Genomic DNA, 19248 nt, shown 5'->3' on the forward strand with positions numbered 1-19248 from the left:
GCCATCCCCCGTGCCGTGTCCAGTCGACGGAAGACACCCATGCGCCTCCAGCGGATATCCGCCGCGACCGCGGCCCTCGCCGCGCTCACCACCTTCGCCACCGCCTGCGAGGACTCCCCCCAGCCGGGCCCGCCCTCCGCGAGCGCTCGGGGCGCCGCCCCCGCCTCCCCCACGGCCGCCGGCGCCGAGCCCGCCACGCTGGCCGGGGCGCAGGCCCACGTACAGCAGTACACGTCCTGCGAGAACCTCAGCACCGACCCGAACGACAGCCGGGTGCCGCTGAGCGGGTTCATCGGCGCCGGGGACTGGGGCATCACGGAGCGCGGCGTCTGCACGGACAAGAAGGCGCGGGGCGAGATCGTCCTCTTCCTGACCCCGGACATGAAGGCCTTCCAGCAGGCCGCCAAGGACCACGCCGCGAAGCTGCTCGCCGAGGGCAGGGGCGACACCGACCTCGCCAGCCGCACGGTCGTGGGCAAGACCTTCGCCCTGACCGCGCTGGGGACCGCCACCGCCGTGTCCCTGGTCGACCCGCCCAACTCCGACCTGCGCATCCTGACCTGCAACCCCGACGTCTTCGTCCCGGAGGGGTTCAAGAAGGAGAAGGCCCTGGTCGAGGGCTGCTTCCTCACCGACTACGTCAACAGCCCCGACGGCCAGGGCAGCCCCCACCGCGGGGCGGTCCGCGACCCCTCCACCGAGGGAGCCGCGAAGCCGGGCCAGCCGTCCACCGGCAGCCTGGGCCTGCCGAGCGCAGGCAGCATCGCCGAGCTGAAGCAGCTCGTCAGCCCGCACACGGTCGACTGCACGAGCATGACGGTCACCGACGAGCACATACAGTCGATCGACTACATGCCGGTCGTCGACGGCCCCCCGAGCGCCTGGGGCGTCACACAGCGAGCGGTCTGCGGCCAGCTCGGCGGGGAGCGGCGCGCGCACAACCTGAACTGGCTGGACACCGTCTCCGACATGAAGACCCTCCAGACCAAGGCCAAGGCGGCGCAGCTGGCCGACCTGAAGGACGACGGGCGCCTCAAGGCCACTGCGAGCAAGCTGCTGGTCGGCACGAACATCGCCGTGGAGACCAACAACGCGAACGTTCGCCGCGGGCTGTACCAGCTCCAGTTCCTGTACCTGAACTGCGAGACCGGCTTCACCGCGCCGGCCGGCTACCGGCTGGAGAAGGCCCAGGTCGAGGGCTGCGTCCTGACCAACTACGAGCGCCCGAGCTGACACACGGCCGTCCGGGGCGTGCGCGGCGCGCCCTGGGCGGTATCGACCGGGGTGTTCCGCCATCCGCGCACCAGGAACACCAGGAGCACCAAGAGCCGCCATGTCGCTCTTCATCCCGGATTTCGACGACTCCGTGGTCGTCCGCGGCGGCGTGCGACCAGACGGTCTGCCACGGCCCATACCGCTCGGGCAGGTCACGCCACGGAGCCCCGGTCCGCAACCGCCGCAGCACGCCATTGACCACCTGCCGGTGATCACGCCACGGCCGACCACGCCCATCCACCTGCGGCAACAAGGGCTCTGTCCACTGCCATGACGACGCGAAGCAACACGGACGCGAGACATCCACGGCCTATGTGCTCGTACCGGCGAGCCACCGGTTCCGGCGATGGAGGACTGGATCACGGAGGCGTTCGCCACGCGCCGAACCTCGTGGGCGGCGTCCCTGTCGGAGTGGCTGCTCGTCATGGCCTCCACGGAAGGCCTCATCGCGTGACGCGGATTCGCGTCATCGCCCTGCTCGTGCTGCCCTGCATCACACGCTGGGCCGACGCGGCCTTCCTGAGCGCGTCCGTCGCCGCGCAGTCGGCCGTCTTCCTGGTCATGACGATGTGCGTGGACCGCCCACCCCGCCCCGCCTGGACGGCGGTTCGCCCACCTGGAGCTTCCCGTCAGGCCGCGTCAGCGCCTCGGCGGCCTTTCGCCCGTCACCCTGCACCGAGCCCGCGCCCAGTGCGACGGGACCCGGCCGACGGCTCCCTGCCCGCCCTGTACGTCAGCCACGACGCCCCGCCACTGCTCGACGACGGCCCCCTGGATGCGCCGGCTCCCGGGGTACGCCCAGAGCCTGCCCGTACCCCGGGCCGTCCTGATCGTTTCCGCCCACCGGGAGCACGCGCCGCCGTCCCTGTCGGCGCCGGCCGCGTACACCCCGCCGGCCTACGACCTCGGCGGCGTCGGGGGTGGGCGGCGACGATGCCGCACGACGGACCCGTCCACCAGCACTCGATCCTGTGGCCGAGCGCCCGGACCGGGTCACCCACCACTGCGCGAGCGGCACCTCCGCTTCATGAGCGGGATCCTGTTCGGCCCCCGCGGGCGATGCGCATCACCCGTCCGGCCGTGGTCGGCCGCGTCCCGAACGGTCCCGACCGACCTCCCGCCCTAGATTCGACGACGTCCGTACCAGTGCGCGTGAGGCGGTCGACCACCGTTCGACCTTCCCGTCGACGCGTGGCGAGCGAAGGGCACGACATGACCGGTCGCCCCAACATCCTGCTGATCGTCACCGACGAGGAGCGCGCTTCCCTGCCCCGCCCCGAGGGGTACTCCCTACCGGCCCGGGAACGGATCGCGGCCCGCGGCACCACCTTCGAGCGCTACTACACCGCCTCGGCGCAGTGCAGCTCCGCCCGGTCGGTGATCTACACGGGCCGGCACCTGCCGCTCACCGAGATCTACGACAACGACAACATGCCCTACATCCGCCCCCTCGACCCCGCACTGGGCACCCTTGGCACGATGCTCCGCGCGGCGGGCTACTACACCGCCTACCAGGGCAAGTGGCACCTCTCGAACTGCTATGTGACGCCCGAGAACCCCGGCCCGACCACCGACGCCCTGGAACCCTACGGCTTCAGCGAGTTCAACGACTGGGGCGACATCGACGGTGGCGCCTGGGCCGGCCTCAAGCTCGACCCCGTCATCGCCGGCCAGGCCGTGCGCTGGCTGCGCAACCGCGCACCGGTCGTCCGCGAGGACCGGCCCTGGTTCATGGCTGTCAACTTCGTCAACCCCCACGACATCATGAGCTTCGACTACGGCGGCCGCCCCCAGGTTCAGCTGCCCTTCGGCCTCGCCCACGCCGTCGTCACCCGCGCGGCCGCGAACATCCCCGTCTACCAGCGCCGCTGGGACTTCGACCTCCCCGCCGGCCTTCACGACGACCTTTCCGGCGCGGCCCCCGCGGTCGCCGAGTACGCGCGGATGCTGGACACCGTCTTCGGACCGGTCGCCGACGACGAGCACTGGTACGACGGCCTGAACTTCTACCTCAACGCCATCCGCGACGTGGACCGCAGCGTCGAGCTCGTCCTCGACGCCCTGGAGGCCTCCGGCCAGGCCGACCGTACCGTCGTCGTCTTCACCTCCGACCACGGCGAGATGGCCGGCTCCCACGGGCTGCGCCAGAAGGGGAACCTCGTCTACGACGAGAACTTCCACGTCCCCTTCATGATCGCCCACCCCGACGTGCCCGGCGGCGGACGCACCCAGGCCCTCGCCTCCTCCGTCGACATCGCGCCCACCCTGCTGGAAATCGCCGGCGTCGACGCGACGGAGACCGCCACCCGTCACCCCGCGCTCAAGGGCCACTCGCTGATGCCCGTGCTCCACGGCCGCCCGGTACGGCAAGGGATCCTGAACGCGGTGGAATCGATCACAACGCTCGACGCCTCGTTCTGGTTCGAGTTCGCCGACCCGGAAGCGCCCAAGCGTGTCGCATCGGGGGACCTGCGCCCCGACTGGAACAAGCGCGGCTTCCTGCGCGCCTACTCCGACGAGCGCTACACCTTCGGCCGCTACTTCTCCCCGCTGAACCCCAACCGCCCCACCGACACCGACGCACTGCTGGCCGACAACGACGTCGTCCTCTACGACCGCGAGCAGGACCCGGCCGAGCTGCACAACCTGGCCACCGACCCCGCCCACCACGACCTCGTCGAGCGCTACCGCGCCCGGTTGGAGGATCTCATCGATGCCGAGATCGGCCCCGACGCCCGCGCCTGGGTCACCGAACGGCCCCAACTGCTCGGCTGGCCGACCTGGCACGGCGACGACCACCGACCCGAGACGCTCACCGCACAAGGACGCTGACCCCCGTCCAGGAACGGCGACCTGTCCGCGTACGTCTCAGAGTGCTCAGGCAGGTACGGATGAACGTGCCGGCGCCGGCAGGCCCGCGGGGATGTCGGGCGCGAGCAAGCGGGCAAAGTCGGCAAGGGAGCGTGCCGCGGCCACGTATTCCCTAGACTCGTAGGGCTACGACAAGTCTCCGCACGTACGCACGTACGCACGGCCGGCCGTGCTGCGGCCGGTGCGGCGGACTTGCCCGCGCGACGTCTGACCCGCTCAAGGGGGGAGCCGAATTCATGGATCCAGTCACGCTGGCGGCTGCAGCCGGATCTGCGCTGGTGGGGGCCATGGCCACGGACACGTGGACGCAGGCCAAGGCCGCGATCGCAGGTATCTGGGGCAGATTCCGACCGGACCGCGTCGCGGTGGTCGAACAAGACCTGGATGAACTGCGGCTGGAGGTACTGGCGACGCGCGAGCACAACGACACGGCGACCCGGGACGCGCTCACCGCCGACTGGCAGCAACAGCTGGCGCGGCTCCTCCGGCAGAACCCCGATCTCGCCGATGATCTCCAGCGTGTCCTGGACGACGTGCTCACGCCGTCCCTTGCGGAAGAGGAACGAGGACACGTCTACCAGCAGATCAACATCGCTCGTGACCGAGGGCGTGCCTTCGGCGTACAGGGCGGCAACCTGATCTATCACGAGGCGAAGGACTCCGAAGGGGTCGGCCCCGAGCCCGCCCACTGACCATGGCCGACTCTCCGTCCTGGACCGCATCCCAGGAAGTCCGCGTCGAAAACGGCTACGGCTACGGCGTGATCGGGGCCGATCTGCATGTCCATCCGGACCGCGGACCGGTCTACCTCCTCACGGGCCATCAGGGACCACGCGAACTCGTCCTCAGCAGGGAGGAGGAAACCGGACTGCCCGCGCAGCCCAGCAAAGTGCTGAACGCGCGCTACGCACTGGTCGACTTCACCGGCCGCCGGCAGGACCTGGAACGGCTGGGCCGGTGGCGGGACGACCGACTGCAGGGACCGTCGGCCATGTGGCTGCACGGCCCTGGAGGACAGGGCAAGACCCGCCTCGCCGACGAGTTCGCCCGACTTTCCACGGCTGCCGGGTGGCAGGTGGTGGACGCGGTCCACGGCCCCGGCTCCGTCCTGCCGGTCCCGGGCAGCACTGACCTGCGGATGCCGGAGGCGGTAGGGCTGCTCGTCATCGTCGACTACGCCGACCGCTGGCCGCTCTCCCATCTGACCCTGCTCCTGAGCAACGCCGTCCTGCGCCGCGACCGTCCCGCGCGCGTGCTCTTCATCGCGCGCTCGGCGCATTCCTGGCCCGCCATCAGAACCCTGCTGGAGGACCTGAACGGTCAGGCTGCCGACCTCCCGCTCGGACCGCTGCCGGGCCGTATCGGCTCGGCCGACGACCGTCGCGCCATGTTCGACGCGGCTTGGCGACGCTTCGCGGGCCTGTGCAACCTGCCCGAACAGAACCCCACCGGCCCCCCGCACGGACTGGACAGGCCCGAGTTCGGGCTCATCCTGATGCTGCACATGGCAGCCCTGGTCAGCATCGACTCCCACGCACGCGGCGTCGAGAGTCCCACGGCGAACCTCTCCGCCTACCTGCTGGACCGCGAACTCGCCCACTGGACACGCCTCTACGAGGCACGGCAGGAGCAATTCGACTTCCAGACCCCGCCCAGCACCATGGCCTGCGCCGTGTTCACGGCCGCGTTGCACGGTGCGACACCGTACGCCGAGGCGTGGGACACCGTGGCAGGTCTCGAACTGGACACCCCGACCGAGCGGATCCTGAAGGACCACGCCGTCTGCTACCCCCCGGTGTTCGCGGACTCAGCCCTCGAACCCCTCTACCCGGACCGGCTCGCCGAGGACTTCCTGGCCCTCACCATCCCCGGGCACGCCCTGTCCGCGCACCCGCCCGCGAACTGGGCACCGCGGCTGGTCAGGGTCCTGACCGGGGCCGCCGAAGGCCGGCCCGCCCCGCCCGCTTCCCGGATCGCCCGCTCGATGACGGTCCTCACCGCGTCCGCCGCCCCGGGCCGCTGGCCGCATGTCGGTGTCATCCTGGACCAGATCCTCACGACCTCACCACAACTGGCCCGGACCGCGGGAAACGACGCACTCATGGCCCTCGCCCACGTCGACCGGTTACGCACGGATACCCTCGCGGCGGTGGTCGCCACCTTGCCGGCGCCCGGCCACGACGGTGACCTGGCGGAGGGCGCTGCCGCGATGGTGCGGCGCCTCACCCTGCAGCTGATCAGGGAGAGCACCGACATCTCCGTCCGCGCGGCCGCCAGGGCCGAGCTCGTGGAGTACCTGATCGACGCGGGGCAGGACGTCATGGCGACCGAAGAGTCCCGCATCGCCATGGAGGAGCTGGAGAACGCGGGCGCGAACCGGGGCGACCGGGCAGATCTCACCGGCGCCTACGCCCTGGCACTCCACCTCCGATCGACCGTCTCTTACCAGAACGGTCAGGCGGATTCCGCCCGGGACCAGATAGACCGATCGGTCGAGCTGTACCGCGCGTGCGGCCCGGACGCGGCTTTCGGTCTCGCGCGGGCGCTGGTGGACCTCGCACACACCCACTTCGGTGAGGGGCGGGTGCAGGAAGCCCTCGACGTGCAGCGTGAAGTGCTCGGACTGGCTCAGGAATTGGTGGCGCGCAGCCCAGGGCGTCACGAGCGTCTGCTCGGCGACTGCTGGAACAACCTGGCTGTGTGCCTGTGGCGGGCGCGTCGGCCGGACGAGGCACTGGAAGCGGCTCACCGAGCGGTCGAGATCCGTCGAACCCTGGCGGAAACCGACCTGCAGACGCATGGAGGACGCCTCGCGGAATCCCTGTGCAACGTCTTCCTCTTCCTGAATTGGCTGCACCGCGAAGAAGAGGCACAGGAGCAAGGCCATGAGGTGACCGAGCTGTGGCGTCGGCTGGCCGCCTCCAACGACTACCGCTTCGAGGGAGGCCTCGCCAACTGGCTCACCGTCTACGCCGACATCTGCGGATCCACACCGGACCACGTCGACGTGGCCCTCGCCGCGATCGCCGAATCCCTGGCCGTTCTGGGCCGGATGGCCACCCGCGAGAGGCGGTTCTCGTGGCGCCACGGTGGAACGCTCGGCATGCTCGACGAGAGCTGCAAGACCGCCGCGGTACTGCTCCATCGCCTCGGCCGGAGCGAGGAGAGCGAGCTGGCGAGCCGGATCCGCAGCAGTCTGCGCTTCCTGGGAGGAGGCCCTCCGCCCAGGACCTTCACCCGGCTCGCCCTCCTGCTGGAACACCTCGGCCGTGACGAGGACGCCCGATGGCTGGCCCCCTGGGGAGAGGAATGACGAATCAGCCTGACCAGCCACGCGGCGAGCCACTCCATCTCCAGCCGGGCCGAAGCCCGCAGGCTCCCCGACCGTTCGGCTGCTTTCGTGCACCTCGTACGCGCGGTGCAGGGTCGCAGCGGGGGAGTCGGCAACGAGCGGAAGCTCGCCGCGTGGCGCTCCGGCAGCCGTCGAACGGACCTATTGCGGCCGCTGGTTTCGGAGATCCTTGAGGCGTGCGATGTCGTCGTGGACCGACTCCTGTTCGTCGGCGGTGAGGTGAACTGCAGCGGCCTCATCGAGGGCGGTCGTCATGGTCTCCCTGTCGCCGAGGCGGCCGGCGGTATCCGCTCGCAGGACCAGGAGGCGGAACAGTTGCACCGGGGTGGGTCGTTCATCCTTCATGCGAAGGGCGCGATCGATGATCCTTGCGGCGCCGCTCGGGTCATCCTTCGAGTCCGCGAAGAGGGACGCCATGTGGAGAGCACGGGCGAAGGTCTCGTCCGGGGCGGGTCGGTGGTGTTGGTCCCTGCTCGTCGGTTGCCCGACACGGATGCAGTTGCCTCCCGGATCGGTCATGAGGAACTGGCGCACGCCGTACGACATGTCCTTCAGTGGCCCGATGCGTGGCAGCCCACGGGTCGGGACCCTCCCGTACGCCGCCTTGAGGCCGGTCCGGAAGGCATCGTGCAGGCCCTCGACGTCGTCGGTCACCACGTAGCACGTGCTGATCGACCGGGTCGGCTCGTACTGCTTCAGGCCGAAGAAATGGAGCTCGATACCTCCTCGCTCCACGACCGCGTAGGGATTGGGGCTCCGTTGCTGAAAGGTCACTTCGAAGCCGAGCGCGATGTAGAAGTCGAGGACGGGCTGGAGGGTGAGGCACGGCAGGATCGGAATCGTCTTGGCGGTCATGCCGCCACTCTAGTCAATTTTGACTAGAGTGGGGAGTGGAGATCCGACCGCTCAGGCGCCGAAGGCCGGTGAGAGCCGGCGGCCCGTGGCGGAGGCCGGCAGACGTGGACGGGCGTGACGCTGACGATGTCCGGGACATTTGCTGCTGAGGCCTGCCAGCCAGGCTGGTGCATGCCTGTCGCTACCGTCGCGTGGGGTGCTGTCAGACGGTTCGCTCGGCGCCGTAACAGCCCCAACTCAGCCGGCGTCGCATGGCGTCGGTGCCGTCAGTCTGAATATGTCCGATCAGCATCGACCTCTGCGGCTCAGGTAGCTGTCGGCCGTGTGCATCGGTCCATTCGAGAGTGCAGAACAGCTCGGACGCGCCGTCAAGTTGGGCCGGCTTCGGGGAGGGCGCAGCCAGCGCGTCGAGGATGAGGTCGGGTGATTCGTTGTGGAGTTGGCGCAGTGTGGCAATGTCGTACCACGTCGAGCCACCGCTGAGCTCCCTGGCGCCGATTCCTGCCCATGCCAGCAGAGCGCGGATCCGCTCGATCGCATCGGGGTGGTGTTGCTGGATGAGAGCGGTGAGTCGGTCCTCGGCGTCGTCCAGCTGCCGCGACCAGACTTCGTCGTCACGACCCGGTGGTCGCGATACATCCGCGGCTGCGTCGGCCAGCCCGGCCGGTGCGGCCTGGATCCAGCGCATCCGACGCTGCTCGGCCTCGGCCTCTTCCTCAGCCAGCCCCTCCTGGACCTCTCGTGATCCGGTCAGGCCACGCCGGGCCAGCCATTCGGTAAGGGCGGGTCCGTCACGCAAGTCGGCATCGCAGTTGCCGATTCCTCGCAGTCCGATCTGATGGTGCAGGGTCCAGCGGGCCGTTTCACCGTCCGGTCCGTGAACCATGATCGTGGGCCAGCCGTTGCAGCGGCATCTGTCGCCGGTCCCACCGTCCACGATGGCCAAGTGGCGTGCCAGGTCGGCGATCTCGTCACCCGTCACCACGAGCTGTGCCACGTCGATGGAGTCAACCTCGTCGGGTGACCCCTCGACTATCACCACGCGTGTGGCCCGGCTCAGTATGTCCTGCAGCTGGGCAGTTGTCGGAACATCCTCGGTCATCCTCACCGCCTCTCTCTGCCGATCACGTTCCCGGGAGGATATCGGCGGCTCGCGTCGAAGTGCCGACAGATCTGATCCTCGGCCGCCTCCAAGACCTCATCCGACGGAGTGCCTTTCGTGCCTGGGCTGGGGGTGTTGCTGCTTCTCTTGCCGGCCACCGGGGCGCACACCCCCGCCAGGTGGAACGACGAGCAGGCCGCGGGCGCCGGTCTCGCCTCCGTGACCGCGATGCGCGGGCTCGACGCGCTCGGCTCCCTCGCGGGGCGTACCTGGACGACCTCGTGGCGATCGCGGGCGACCCGAAGCGCGTCGCGACGGTCGCCGACCACGCGGGCGGGCAGCGCCTGGACACGCATGTGGTTGACGCGGTGAACGACTCCGCTCTCCTGGCCGCGGCGGCGGAACCGGGCGGGCAAGGCCGCTACACACCCCGTATCGGTGACGCGCAACGTGCCGGCCCGCGTGGCGAGCGTGCCCTCGATCGGTACCGGCGAGCGGGCGGTCCGGAGCGGGCCGATCCCCATGACGCCTCGTCAAACCGGCCGCCCCACTCGCGCACCGCACGCGGCACATGAGCCGTCGTCCACGGGGGCACGAGCCTCATCCAGTTTCAGTTCGATGAGGTCACAACCCACCCCAGGCGCCGGACGGCAGCCGACATCACCACCAACGACACCGAGTCGGACGGCTGACGCGCGGGGCGGGCGGGGCCCTCACCGCTTCAAGCTCGAACCGGACCCCGTCCATGCCTGGAAAAAACCTCTCCGTCCCCTCGTAGGTTCGGAACCTGTACGGGATAGATGTGGCTGAGATTGTTCTTCAGGCAGGGAAGTGTTGGCTGAGCGGCGTGTCGTCGAAGGGGCGATCGTCGGGCACTGGTCGCCAGGAACAAGCTTGGATCACCTGCACGTTCGAACCGCTGGAAGGCTGGAAGGCTGGAAGGCTGGAAGGCTGGAAGGCTGGAAGGGAGTCCGGCCCCTCTTCGACGTACAGAATCAAGCCGCGAAGGCGCGGTTCCCCGCGGACAAGGTATGGGCCACGAAGGAGATTCGTGACCGCGGAGTGGAGCTATGTCCACCGGAAAGCGGAGCCGGCGGGGGCAGGTTGGTCCTACGTGCCCCCGTCGATGCTTGTCCCGCGGATCTCCCAGGCTGGTCAGACCGAGCGGACGTGACTGAGTACCGCGTCTGTTCGATGAGCACTGGACTTGTCCTGCTGTGCAGCCGTTTTGAGCAGCCAGGGGCTGCGAACGCGAGGGCTGGGCGCTCAGTCACACGGGGCGAAATCGCTGTACTGACCTCGGGGTGACCTCGGGCGTTGCCGATGCCTGTCGATGGTTCAGGTGCCGAGGTGGCTGCGTTCCCCCTTGTGGTCGAGGATGATCAGGATCTCGGCGGGGCCGCGGTCGCTGCGCAGGGCGTGGGGGGTCATGGTGGAGAAGGACGCGGCTTGTCCGGCCTCGACGCGGATGACGCGTTCGCCGAGGTAGAGGATTACCGTGCCGGACAGCACGGTGAACCAGTCGCGACCGGGGTGGACGCCCAGGTCGTCGCGACTGACATCGCCGGCCTGGTTGGTGATGCGCATCTTGCCCACGGTCAGGCCGTGGGGCCCGTCGTCCTTGCTGAGCAGCCAGGTCGTCAGGCCGCGGCGCTCGTCACGCTCGGGCCGGATGACGACATCGGAGTCGTCGGGGGATTCGACGAGTTCGTCGAGGGACTTGCCCAGCGACTCGGCGATGGCGGTGAGCTGATCGAGACTGAGGCGCCGGTGACCGGTCTCGATGCGGCTGAGCTGGGAGGGGCTGATGCCCGCCCGCTCAGCAAGGCTGTCCAGTGACCAGCCCCGCGCCTTGCGCAGGGACCTGATTCGCATCCTGACGGTGGCGTCCAACGTCGATTCTTGCTCCACCGGCAAGACCATATGCCATGACAGCAAGGGCCGATCTACCGTCGCAACATGAACACACACCAAGACACTCACGGCCACAACGGGCACGATCCGGCAGCGCATTCCGGTGTCGCGTTGGCGAAGCTGCTGGAGCTGGACGGCGAAGTCCTGGCTTCCTACTTCTCGCAACTGACCGGCCTGCTAGCCGAATTCGCCGACCCCTCTCCGGACCGGATCCTGGATCTGGGAAGCGGTCCCGGCACCGGAAGCTTCGCGCTGGCTCGCCGGTTCCCCGCGGCGCACGTGACGGCGGTGGACGTCTCCGCGCAGATGCTGCACCGCCTGAGCAAGCAGGCCTCTACGCACGGGGTCGCCGACCGGATCACCGCGGTCGAGGCGAACATCGACGAGTCCTGGGCCGAGTTCAGTGAGGGCGGCCCGTACGACCTGGTCTGGGCCGCCGCCTTCATGCACCACGTGGCCGACCCCGCCCGCACCTTCGCCCGGGCCTTCGAGCAGCTGCGCCCGGGCGGGCTCGTCGCCGTCACCGAGATGGACTTCTTCCCCCTGTACCTGCCCGAGGACACCGGCGTCGGCCGACCCGGTCTGGAGACCCGCCTGCACGCCGCCACGAACACCCAGCCGCCCCACGAATGGACCGACCACCTCCGCGACGCCGGGTTCACCCTGCTGGAGCGGCGCCCCTTCGACATCCGCCTCGACGCCACTCAGGCAGGCCCGTCCCTGAACGCCTACGCCAAGGGTTCTCTGGCCAAGCTGCGCTCCCACGCCACGGAGGTCCTCGACGCCGATGACCTGGCAGCCCTGGACGTCCTGCTGGACGACGAGCAGCCACACAGCGTCGCGCGGCGTGACGACCTGAGCCTGCGCACCACCCGCACCACATGGATCGCCCGCCGTCCCTGAACCCACAGGGCGGGCCACGCCAAGGTGTCCCTCGTCCACCCCCCCCGTCCCGCTGACCGAGCGGCCCTCGCGTGGCCGATCACATCCAACGGTCGGGCGACCGTCATCACGGTGGACACACATGGACATGTCGAGGGCGCGGGCAGTGCCGACAGCCTCATCCTGCCGGGCGAAGAACTGGAATGCCGGTCGGAGCCCTGACCGGAGGTGCCAGAGCGTCAAACTTCGCTGAGACAGATCGTGGGGCCGTCCCTTGTGCGGTGGACGGGTTCGGTCGGGGGTGTGGTGGTGCCGAGGACGAGGCTTGCCACGGTCCGCCGTTGGTGCGGCGGCCGGCTGACAGGCGGGCGGTGAAGCGGGGGCAGGCGATCAGGACGATGGGGTAGATGGCATAGCCGATGCGGGTGGCCCGGGATAGCGCTATCGCCAGGAGCAGCCCCAAGGCCAGCTTGTCGGCGGCGACGGTGCTCCGCGGCAGGCGGACCAGCAGCGACGCCCCCACACCCACGGCGCTCAATGCGATCAGCGCCGTGGTCACAACCTTGCCGCGAGGAAGCAGCTGAAGAACGCGGTCCAGGACAGACCGCTGCCCGAGGAGCCTCGGCGGGGCGGGCGGGGCGGGCGGGGCGCGTCAGCGATGGTGGGCGTGTCATCCCAATGGGGCGATGTGCTGCGCGGCGGATCAGGCAAGACTCTCGCCGAGCCCAACTTCGCCCCGGAGGTTCCATGTCGAAAAGCGTCGCGCCTCGCATCGACGTTCCGCATGAGGCCCCGGCGCGGGCATCGCTCGTTCTGGCGTCCCTGATCGTCGTTGCCGCGGTGGCCAACTTGAACCTGTCGGTGGCCAACGTGGCGCTGCCCGCGATCGGGAAGGCCTTCGACTCCTCCCAGACCATGCTGAACCTGATTGCCGTGGGGTACTCCCTCGGTCTGGCCGCGTCGGTGCTCTATCTGGGTGCGGTCGGCGACCGTCACGGGCGCAAGCTGCTGCTGCTCCTCGGCATCGCTCTGTCCGTCCCCGCCTGCCTGCTCGCCGCGTACGCACCGAACGACACCGTCCTCGTGCTGGCCCGAGTTCTCGGCGGGCTCTCGGCCGGCATGGCCTACCCGACCACCCTGGCGCTGATCACCGCCCTGTGGGCGGGGCCGGAGCGGACGAAGTCGATCGCGCTGTGGTCGGCCCTGGGCGGCGGCATCTCCCTGCTCGGGCCGGTGATCGCGGGCGCGCTGCTCGAACGCTTCTACTGGGGGTCGGTGTTCCTGGTCACCCTGCCCCTCGCCGTGGTCGCGCTGGTCATGGCCCTCCTGTTCGTCCCCGCACACGCCAACGAGTCAGCCGAACCGGTGGACAACCTCGGCGGCATCCTGTCCGTCCTCCTGATCGCGGGACTGGTGCTGGCGATCAATTTCGCCGCCGTCCCCGGCCAGGGGGCACTGGTCGTCGGCCTCGTCGTGATCGCCCTGGCTGCCGGAGCGGCGTTCTTCTGGCGCCAGCGCCGGGCTCCCAACCCGCTGTACGACCTCCACATCGCCGGCCGGCGTACGTTCTGGGTTGCCGCATGCGCGGGAATCATCGTGTACGGCTCCATGATGGGGTCGGCGTTCATCAGCCAGCAGTACCTGCAGAACGTGCTCGCGTACAACCCCGTCGAAGCCGGCGCCGCCATCCTCCCCCTCGTCGTGATGATCGTGCTCGTGGCACCACGGTCCGCGAAGCTGGTCGAGACACGCGGCGCCCGCACGACCCTGCTGATCGGTTACACGTTCCTCTTCCTCGCCTTCGCCTGGATGCTCCTGTTCTGGGGCGAGGACAGCAGCTACTGGCAGATCGGCTTCGCCTACGTGCTCATCGGAATCGGCGCCGGCTTCGCAGGGACGCCCGCATCCCACTCGCTGACCGGATCGGTGCCCGTGCGACGGGCCGGCATGGCATCGGGCACCGCCGACCTGCAACGGGACCTCGGCGGGGCCGTCATGCAGTCCGTCATGGGCGTGCTCCTCACCGCCGGCTACGCCTCGGCCTTCAGCGCGGCGATCGCCGCTTCCCCCGAGAGCAAGGACGTGTCGGACCAGGTTCAGAGCGAGCTGACGAAGTCGTTCGCCTCCGCCGGGCAGGTCGCCCAGCAGCACCCCCAGTACGCCGACCAGATCGTCGAGGCAGCACGTCAGTCGTTCCTCCACGGCGACGACTGGGCTTACACCGTCGGCCTGGCCGCGATTGCCCTGGGTGCGCTGCTGATCTTTTTCATGTTCCCGCACCGGGACGCCGAGCGGGAACTCCTCCGGCGCTACTACACCGAGGACTCCGTCTCCGCCGCCACCGAGAAGCCGAGCGGCCCCGGAGCCTGAGAGGTCGGCCAGCCGGTCGGCCGGTCGCCGACCGTGTCGTGCGGGTCCTTGCCCCACGGCCGTCGAAAGCAGGCCCGAGGACCGGATCGACGCAGGCGGGGATGCGGGCGTGGCCTGCTTGACCGGCCGGGCTGCCGCCTGCAGAGTCGGGATGCGGCACCGCAGCCGCAGCGCCGCCCGACTCTGCCGACCGGTCCCGCCATCCACGTGGCAGACGGTCCTGACACCCAGGAGCGGCTGATCCGATGGTCCTCGACCTGGTGGTGATCGGTACGGCTGTCACCTTGGGGCCTTTGCACAACAGCGCTTTCATCCTGCTTCTCTCCTCACGGCGCGGCGTGCGCCAGGGCCTGGCGTTCCTGTTGTCGTGGCTGGCCAACCTGATCGCGGTCATCGCCTGCGTGATGCTGCTGACCGGCGGACAGCCCCCGGCCCGTCACAGCACGCCCTCAACCGCCGCGCTCGCCGCGAAACTCGCCATCGGCGTGGCTCTGGTTCTGTACGGCGCCCACCGGCACCGCCGACCGCCCCGCCCGCACGGCCCACCGCGCTGGACCGCCCGGATCGACAACGCCTCCCCGGCCACCGCAGCCGGCCTGGCATGGCTGCTGCAACCCTGGGCGCTGGTCGGCGCGGGCGCCGCGACCGCCATCGACGCTAACCTCTCCACCCCCGCTGACTGGCTCGCACTGACCGGCTACTGCCTGCTGGCCACACTCAGCCTCATCGTCATGGAGTTGTACGCGCTCTGGGCACCCGCAGCCGCGGACGCCCGGTTGAACGCCCTGCGGAGTTGGCTGGAGCAGCACCAGGAGCGACTGATCGTCACGCTCTCACTGCTCGCCGGCCTGTGGCTGACGGCTCGGAGCATCTACGGGCTGGTCGCCTGACGCGGACGGCCCCGAGTCACGAGCCACCACACCCGGCGCCCCACCCCTACAGGGTGCGAACCGGTCGAAGGCGGACCAGGATCCGGCGGAGTGGCCTGAGGGGCATGCGTAGCGGCCTTTGCGCAGGTCGGGGGCTAAGTCCTGCTCTGCCTCGCCCGACGGCCGGCGTCCTGTTCGCGATGCTCCGCGACGGAACCCTCTACGAACCCTGGCCGACTGCCGCGGTCACCTGACCAGCGGTCGGCGAGGAGGACCGGCTTGCCCAAGCGCCGTCCGATGTCCTGGAGGAAGCCGCAGGACAGATCGAGTCGTTCCTGGCCCCGCAACTCCCGCAGGTCGATGTCGAAGTCGACGTCATCGGCGGAACGGAAACGGAAGATCGCCAACACTTCGGCCGCCGGCCAGGCCCGCACGTTCGGGCACTCAGCGTCCTTCGGGCGGGACAGCACGACCTCCGCCCGCGGCACCGGAAGCATTGTCTTGCCTTCGGAGTACTGGTGCTTTCATCCGTTGGTCATCTGGCTGAAGGCCCTCGCGGAGCTGACGCCGGATCGGCGGTGCCGGCGTTCCAACAGGGTGCGCAGGTCCCTGGGTGCCTGACCAGGGTGACGCGCCCCAGCAACGGCAATCCCACTGAGGTCACGTTTTCCTCCGTGGCCTTCACGAAAGGCCACGCTCTTTTACCGTGTTCGGCAGCAGCAGCCGCTGCCAGGAGGAGCCGATACTCGTCTCCGCTCCCGCGGTCGACGCGTTCACGGCTTCCGGGTGCGACGAGACGGGGTTCGTGGACATGGCCGAGCTCCGCGGCCGGTGCCGCGGGTGAGCCCGCACTCGTACGCGGGTCCGCCGCTCGACACCGGCCGCGAAGGTCCTTCCCGAACTCCCCGAATTCCCCGAGCACGCCGAGGAGACGGTCCGGGACCTGCTCGCCGCGGCCGCGGCCGATCCGTGGGGCCCGGTGGGCCCGCAGATTCCGAAGGCGAAGACGTCCGGATCACGTCCGCGGGCCGGTCGTCCGTGATCTACTTCGCCAACCGGCCGTCGCTGTTCACCGTGGCCGGACCGGGCCGCACTGTGCTGGCATCGTCGTCCGCAACCTCACGGCTGCGGACGACGATGCCCAGCCGGTCAGGGGTTCAGCCGGCGCGACGCGTCTTGACTCCGGAGGCCTCGAAGTCGTAGATGGTCCTGTTGATCCGTAGGCCGTCGACGGCGCCGATCCACATGTTGTCGCGGCCCTTGCCCACCGCGGCGGTGTAGATGGTCGGTTGTGCGCCGCCGTCGTTGAGCGCGGTCTTCAGCTGTGGGAAGGGGCACGGGGTCGCCAGGTTGCAGCCGGTCGCGGTGCCCGCGCCGCCCGTGAGGAACCACGTCCCGGTCGTGGTGGCGTCCAGGTAGCCACTCCAGGCGTTCGTCACCGGGGAGGCCGGTGGCAGCCAGACCAGCGACGAGTAGGTGGTGGTTGTCGCGGTGAGGTTCGGGTTGATCTCGAACGTGATGTTCGGCATGTTCGTCGGGCCGCCGTACGAGATGTTCTCGCCGGTCTGGAAGACGTGGAAACCGACCTGGTTCAGACCCTGGGTGCCGAGGATCGGCTTGCCGTAGAAGTCGACCTCGTTGCCGAAGCTGACCTTCTCACTGGACGGAGTGAGGGAGGTGGAGCGGTCCGCGACCTCGATTCCGAGGCTGCCCCGGCCGTAGGGCGGCCTCGCGGCGGTCCCCGTCACACCGAACGATCCGTACGGGCCGTCCCTCAGCGCGGCGACGGGAGAGCCGATCGTGTTGCGGGTGATGACGCCCCAGTGGTGCGAGCTTCCCAGATCTACGCCGGTCAGGGCGGACGCCGGGACACCACCGGCGGCGATCGAGATCAGCGCCGTTAACCCAAGCACGACTTTCCGCTTCATACCGAAGCGAGCGTTCACGCTCACTCCTTTCGTGGTCGGTACAGGGAGGGCAAGACGTGGGCGCCTGAGTCAAGCCTGCGTTGCGCACGCCACGGTAGGGCCCTCGGAGGCGGAACCGGCCACAACGCGCATATGCATCTGGCAATTGACTCTCCTGGGGGAGCGCATGATCGGCCGGGCCCGATCAGGCCCGACGCGGCAGTGGACGGACGCGGCACGGGGCCGATGATGCCGATCGGGCCAACGCCCAGCACCGGCAAGGTCTGCGAATCCTTGTGCCGGAGACGCGACTGGAACGCACGCCGCCTTGTGGCCTGCTGCCGGTCCTGGGACGGTGTCGGCCCCTCGTCGGTGGGGACTTCAGGGCGGGACCGTGTCGCCACCCGCTCCGATCGCGAACTACGCGGCGCATCTGTCGGCAGTCCGAGACGGGGCCGTCCCCTCCCCGCGGAACTCACCGAGCTCCCTTCCCACCTCATCCGGGTCCTCGGCGTCCTGGCCGCCGAGGAGCCGTCGGTCACGCTGAAAGCCCTCGCCGACCTGCGCTATGTCATCGCCCAGAGCAGCCGCTGGGCGACGGAGACAGTGACCGATCGTATGCGGGCCAGGCCCGCGGCCTGCCGGGTCGGTCGCCCCTGCCTGGCCGAACTGGCCCTCCGCCGACCCCGCACTTCTGCGGCTGCGGCGACTACGGCGGCTCGGGCGGCGAAGAACCCTGCCTCAACACCTGGACCGATTTCACCGGCCCGGACTTCGGCACGGGATCGCCCACCAGGACCTGCGAGCACACGGAATCCGAGCACGCCCAGATCTGACCGATCAGGAGGACGCAGATGTCCGTGGCGAAGAGGAACGACAGGACCGACGCGCAGTCGCAGATGCTGGCTGAGGCAGCTGCGCTGCTCATCGAAGCGCAGGACAAGGCCGTGGCGATGATCCGCGAGTCGGGGTTGGAGCTGAGCCCCGCTGAGTGGAACTCGCTCGAATTCAAGTGTTCCGGAGAGCTGCCGCCTCCACCGACCCCGCACCGGTGCCGCTGCCGACGCTACAAGGGCTCGGGTGGCGACGACCCCTGCCGGACGGAGTTCCCCGACCACGGCGGTGTGGGCGGCGACCAGTGGGTGAGATGCGGGCATTTCAAGGAGACCCACGGCGTGTTCTGAGCTGTTCGTCCACCGGAACACCGCCGCAGACGGCTCCGGGAACGGCATGGCCGCCGTCTTCTTCGCGGCCGCCTTCTTCCGCTTCGGCATCTCGTGCACCGTCGCCCCACCCCCGCCCGCCGGGGTTTCGCCGCGGCGCTCACGGGCCTCCGCCACCGACGCCTCCAGCGCCGCCATCAGGCCACCGAGATGCGGCTGCGCCCGTCCGCGTCGAGTACGGGCTGATCGCCGCCGATCCGGAACCGGCCCGTACGCTCGCCGGGCGCACGTTTCCGGGCTGGAATCCGCTGATCAGGACGTCGAGGCCGGGTATGACGGCGGCGATGGCGTCGGTGGCGAGGACGGCGACGCTCTGCCAGAGGACGATCTGCCGGTCTTCGGCGATCCGCATGGCGTCGCGGCGGAAGGCCGTGACGTGGTGCCCCCGGCCGAGTGCTTCGGTGACGACACATGGCGAAAACGCTGACAAGATCAGCGGGCTGGCGAAGTGTCGGGTAGCGGCGTGGGTGTGGCCTTGGGGCCGGACCTCAGACATCAGAGCCCGGGTGCGGCGCTCGCTCGGCCGCTACCTCCTATCAGGTCATGTTCCACCTGGCCGGAGCCATGAGAAGAACGAGCCCCGGAAGCCGGACGGTACAGCCCGAAGACAGCCCAGGGCGCCGGTCAG

Annotated in this window: 13 protein-coding genes and 3 pseudogenes; 9 read left to right on the forward strand and 7 right to left on the reverse strand. The window is 69.5% G+C overall.

Going from position 1 to position 19248, the window contains the following annotated elements; translation table 11 throughout:
- The first annotated feature begins 39 nt into the window (after positions 1-39).
- Positions 40-1233: a hypothetical protein gene (locus tag OG624_RS40060; protein ID WP_033216876.1), complete on the forward strand. Its 1194-nt coding sequence runs from the start codon at positions 40-42 to the stop codon at positions 1231-1233.
- 145 nt (positions 1234-1378) lie between these two features.
- On the opposite strand, the pseudogene OG624_RS40065 reads toward OG624_RS40060, so the two are convergent.
- A pseudogene (locus OG624_RS40065) lies at positions 1379-1582 on the reverse strand (transposase); the annotation flags it as partial.
- A 905-nt stretch (positions 1583-2487) separates the two neighbouring features.
- On the opposite strand from OG624_RS40065, the gene OG624_RS40070 reads away from it, so the two are divergent.
- The 3 genes from OG624_RS40070 (at position 2488) to OG624_RS40080 (ending at position 7459) form a co-directional block, all read left to right on the forward strand.
- On the forward strand, positions 2488-4107 hold the full coding sequence (locus OG624_RS40070; RefSeq protein WP_051762974.1) for a sulfatase-like hydrolase/transferase: 1620 nt from the start codon (positions 2488-2490) through the stop codon (positions 4105-4107).
- Positions 4108-4382: 275 nt separating this feature from the next.
- Positions 4383-4838, forward strand: coding sequence for a hypothetical protein (locus OG624_RS40075; RefSeq protein ID WP_371640648.1), 456 nt, complete (start codon positions 4383-4385; stop codon positions 4836-4838).
- Between the two features lie 2 nt (positions 4839-4840).
- Positions 4841-7459 carry a tetratricopeptide repeat protein gene (locus OG624_RS40080; protein ID WP_371640649.1) on the forward strand — a complete coding sequence of 873 codons (2619 nt, stop codon included), beginning with the start codon at positions 4841-4843 and terminating at the stop codon, positions 7457-7459.
- Between the two features lie 180 nt (positions 7460-7639).
- Here the strand turns inward: OG624_RS40080 and OG624_RS40085 are convergent, their stop codons facing one another.
- Positions 7640-8353: a bleomycin resistance protein gene (locus OG624_RS40085; protein WP_033225731.1), complete on the reverse strand. Its 714-nt coding sequence runs from the start codon at positions 8351-8353 to the stop codon at positions 7640-7642.
- A gap of 202 nt (positions 8354-8555) precedes the next feature.
- Positions 8556-9455, reverse strand: a complete 900-nt coding sequence (locus OG624_RS40090) for a hypothetical protein (RefSeq protein ID WP_371594460.1) — start codon at positions 9453-9455, stop codon at positions 8556-8558.
- Between the two features lie 105 nt (positions 9456-9560).
- Here OG624_RS40090 and OG624_RS40095 point away from each other — a divergent pair.
- A pseudogene (locus OG624_RS40095) lies at positions 9561-10030 on the forward strand (hypothetical protein); the annotation flags it as partial.
- Between the two features lie 763 nt (positions 10031-10793).
- Here OG624_RS40095 and OG624_RS40100 read toward each other — a convergent pair.
- Positions 10794-11330 carry a helix-turn-helix domain-containing protein gene (locus tag OG624_RS40100; RefSeq protein WP_371640921.1) on the reverse strand — a complete coding sequence of 179 codons (537 nt, stop codon included), beginning with the start codon at positions 11328-11330 and terminating at the stop codon, positions 10794-10796.
- 84 nt (positions 11331-11414) lie between these two features.
- On the opposite strand from OG624_RS40100, the gene OG624_RS40105 reads away from it, so the two are divergent.
- The 3 genes from OG624_RS40105 (at position 11415) to OG624_RS40115 (ending at position 15511) form a co-directional block, all read left to right on the forward strand.
- Positions 11415-12272: a class I SAM-dependent methyltransferase gene (locus OG624_RS40105; protein ID WP_371640650.1), complete on the forward strand. Its 858-nt coding sequence runs from the start codon at positions 11415-11417 to the stop codon at positions 12270-12272.
- A 726-nt stretch (positions 12273-12998) separates the two neighbouring features.
- A complete protein-coding gene (locus OG624_RS40110; RefSeq protein ID WP_371640651.1) occupies positions 12999-14621 on the forward strand; it encodes an MFS transporter in 1623 nt (540 codons plus the stop codon).
- 245 nt (positions 14622-14866) lie between these two features.
- A complete protein-coding gene (locus tag OG624_RS40115; protein WP_033225723.1) occupies positions 14867-15511 on the forward strand; it encodes a GAP family protein in 645 nt (214 codons plus the stop codon).
- A gap of 134 nt (positions 15512-15645) precedes the next feature.
- On the opposite strand, the pseudogene OG624_RS40120 reads toward OG624_RS40115, so the two are convergent.
- Both OG624_RS40120 and OG624_RS40125 read right to left on the reverse strand, forming a co-directional pair.
- Positions 15646-16014: pseudogene (locus OG624_RS40120) on the reverse strand (hypothetical protein); the annotation flags it as partial.
- A 633-nt stretch (positions 16015-16647) separates the two neighbouring features.
- Positions 16648-17403, reverse strand: a complete 756-nt coding sequence (locus OG624_RS40125) for a hypothetical protein (RefSeq protein WP_371640652.1) — start codon at positions 17401-17403, stop codon at positions 16648-16650.
- Between the two features lie 848 nt (positions 17404-18251).
- On the opposite strand from OG624_RS40125, the gene OG624_RS40130 reads away from it, so the two are divergent.
- Positions 18252-18581 (forward strand): DUF6422 family protein, encoded by a 330-nt coding sequence (locus OG624_RS40130; RefSeq protein WP_033225719.1) that lies wholly within the window; start codon positions 18252-18254, stop codon positions 18579-18581.
- Between the two features lie 139 nt (positions 18582-18720).
- Here OG624_RS40130 and OG624_RS40135 read toward each other — a convergent pair whose 3' ends face one another.
- Positions 18721-19050 carry a hypothetical protein gene (locus tag OG624_RS40135; RefSeq protein WP_244290991.1) on the reverse strand — a complete coding sequence of 110 codons (330 nt, stop codon included), beginning with the start codon at positions 19048-19050 and terminating at the stop codon, positions 18721-18723.
- Positions 19051-19248: the final 198 nt, after the last annotated feature.

This window comes from Streptomyces virginiae (assembly GCF_041432505.1).
In the GTDB taxonomy this organism is placed as follows: Bacteria; Actinomycetota; Actinomycetes; order Streptomycetales; family Streptomycetaceae; genus Streptomyces; species Streptomyces virginiae_A.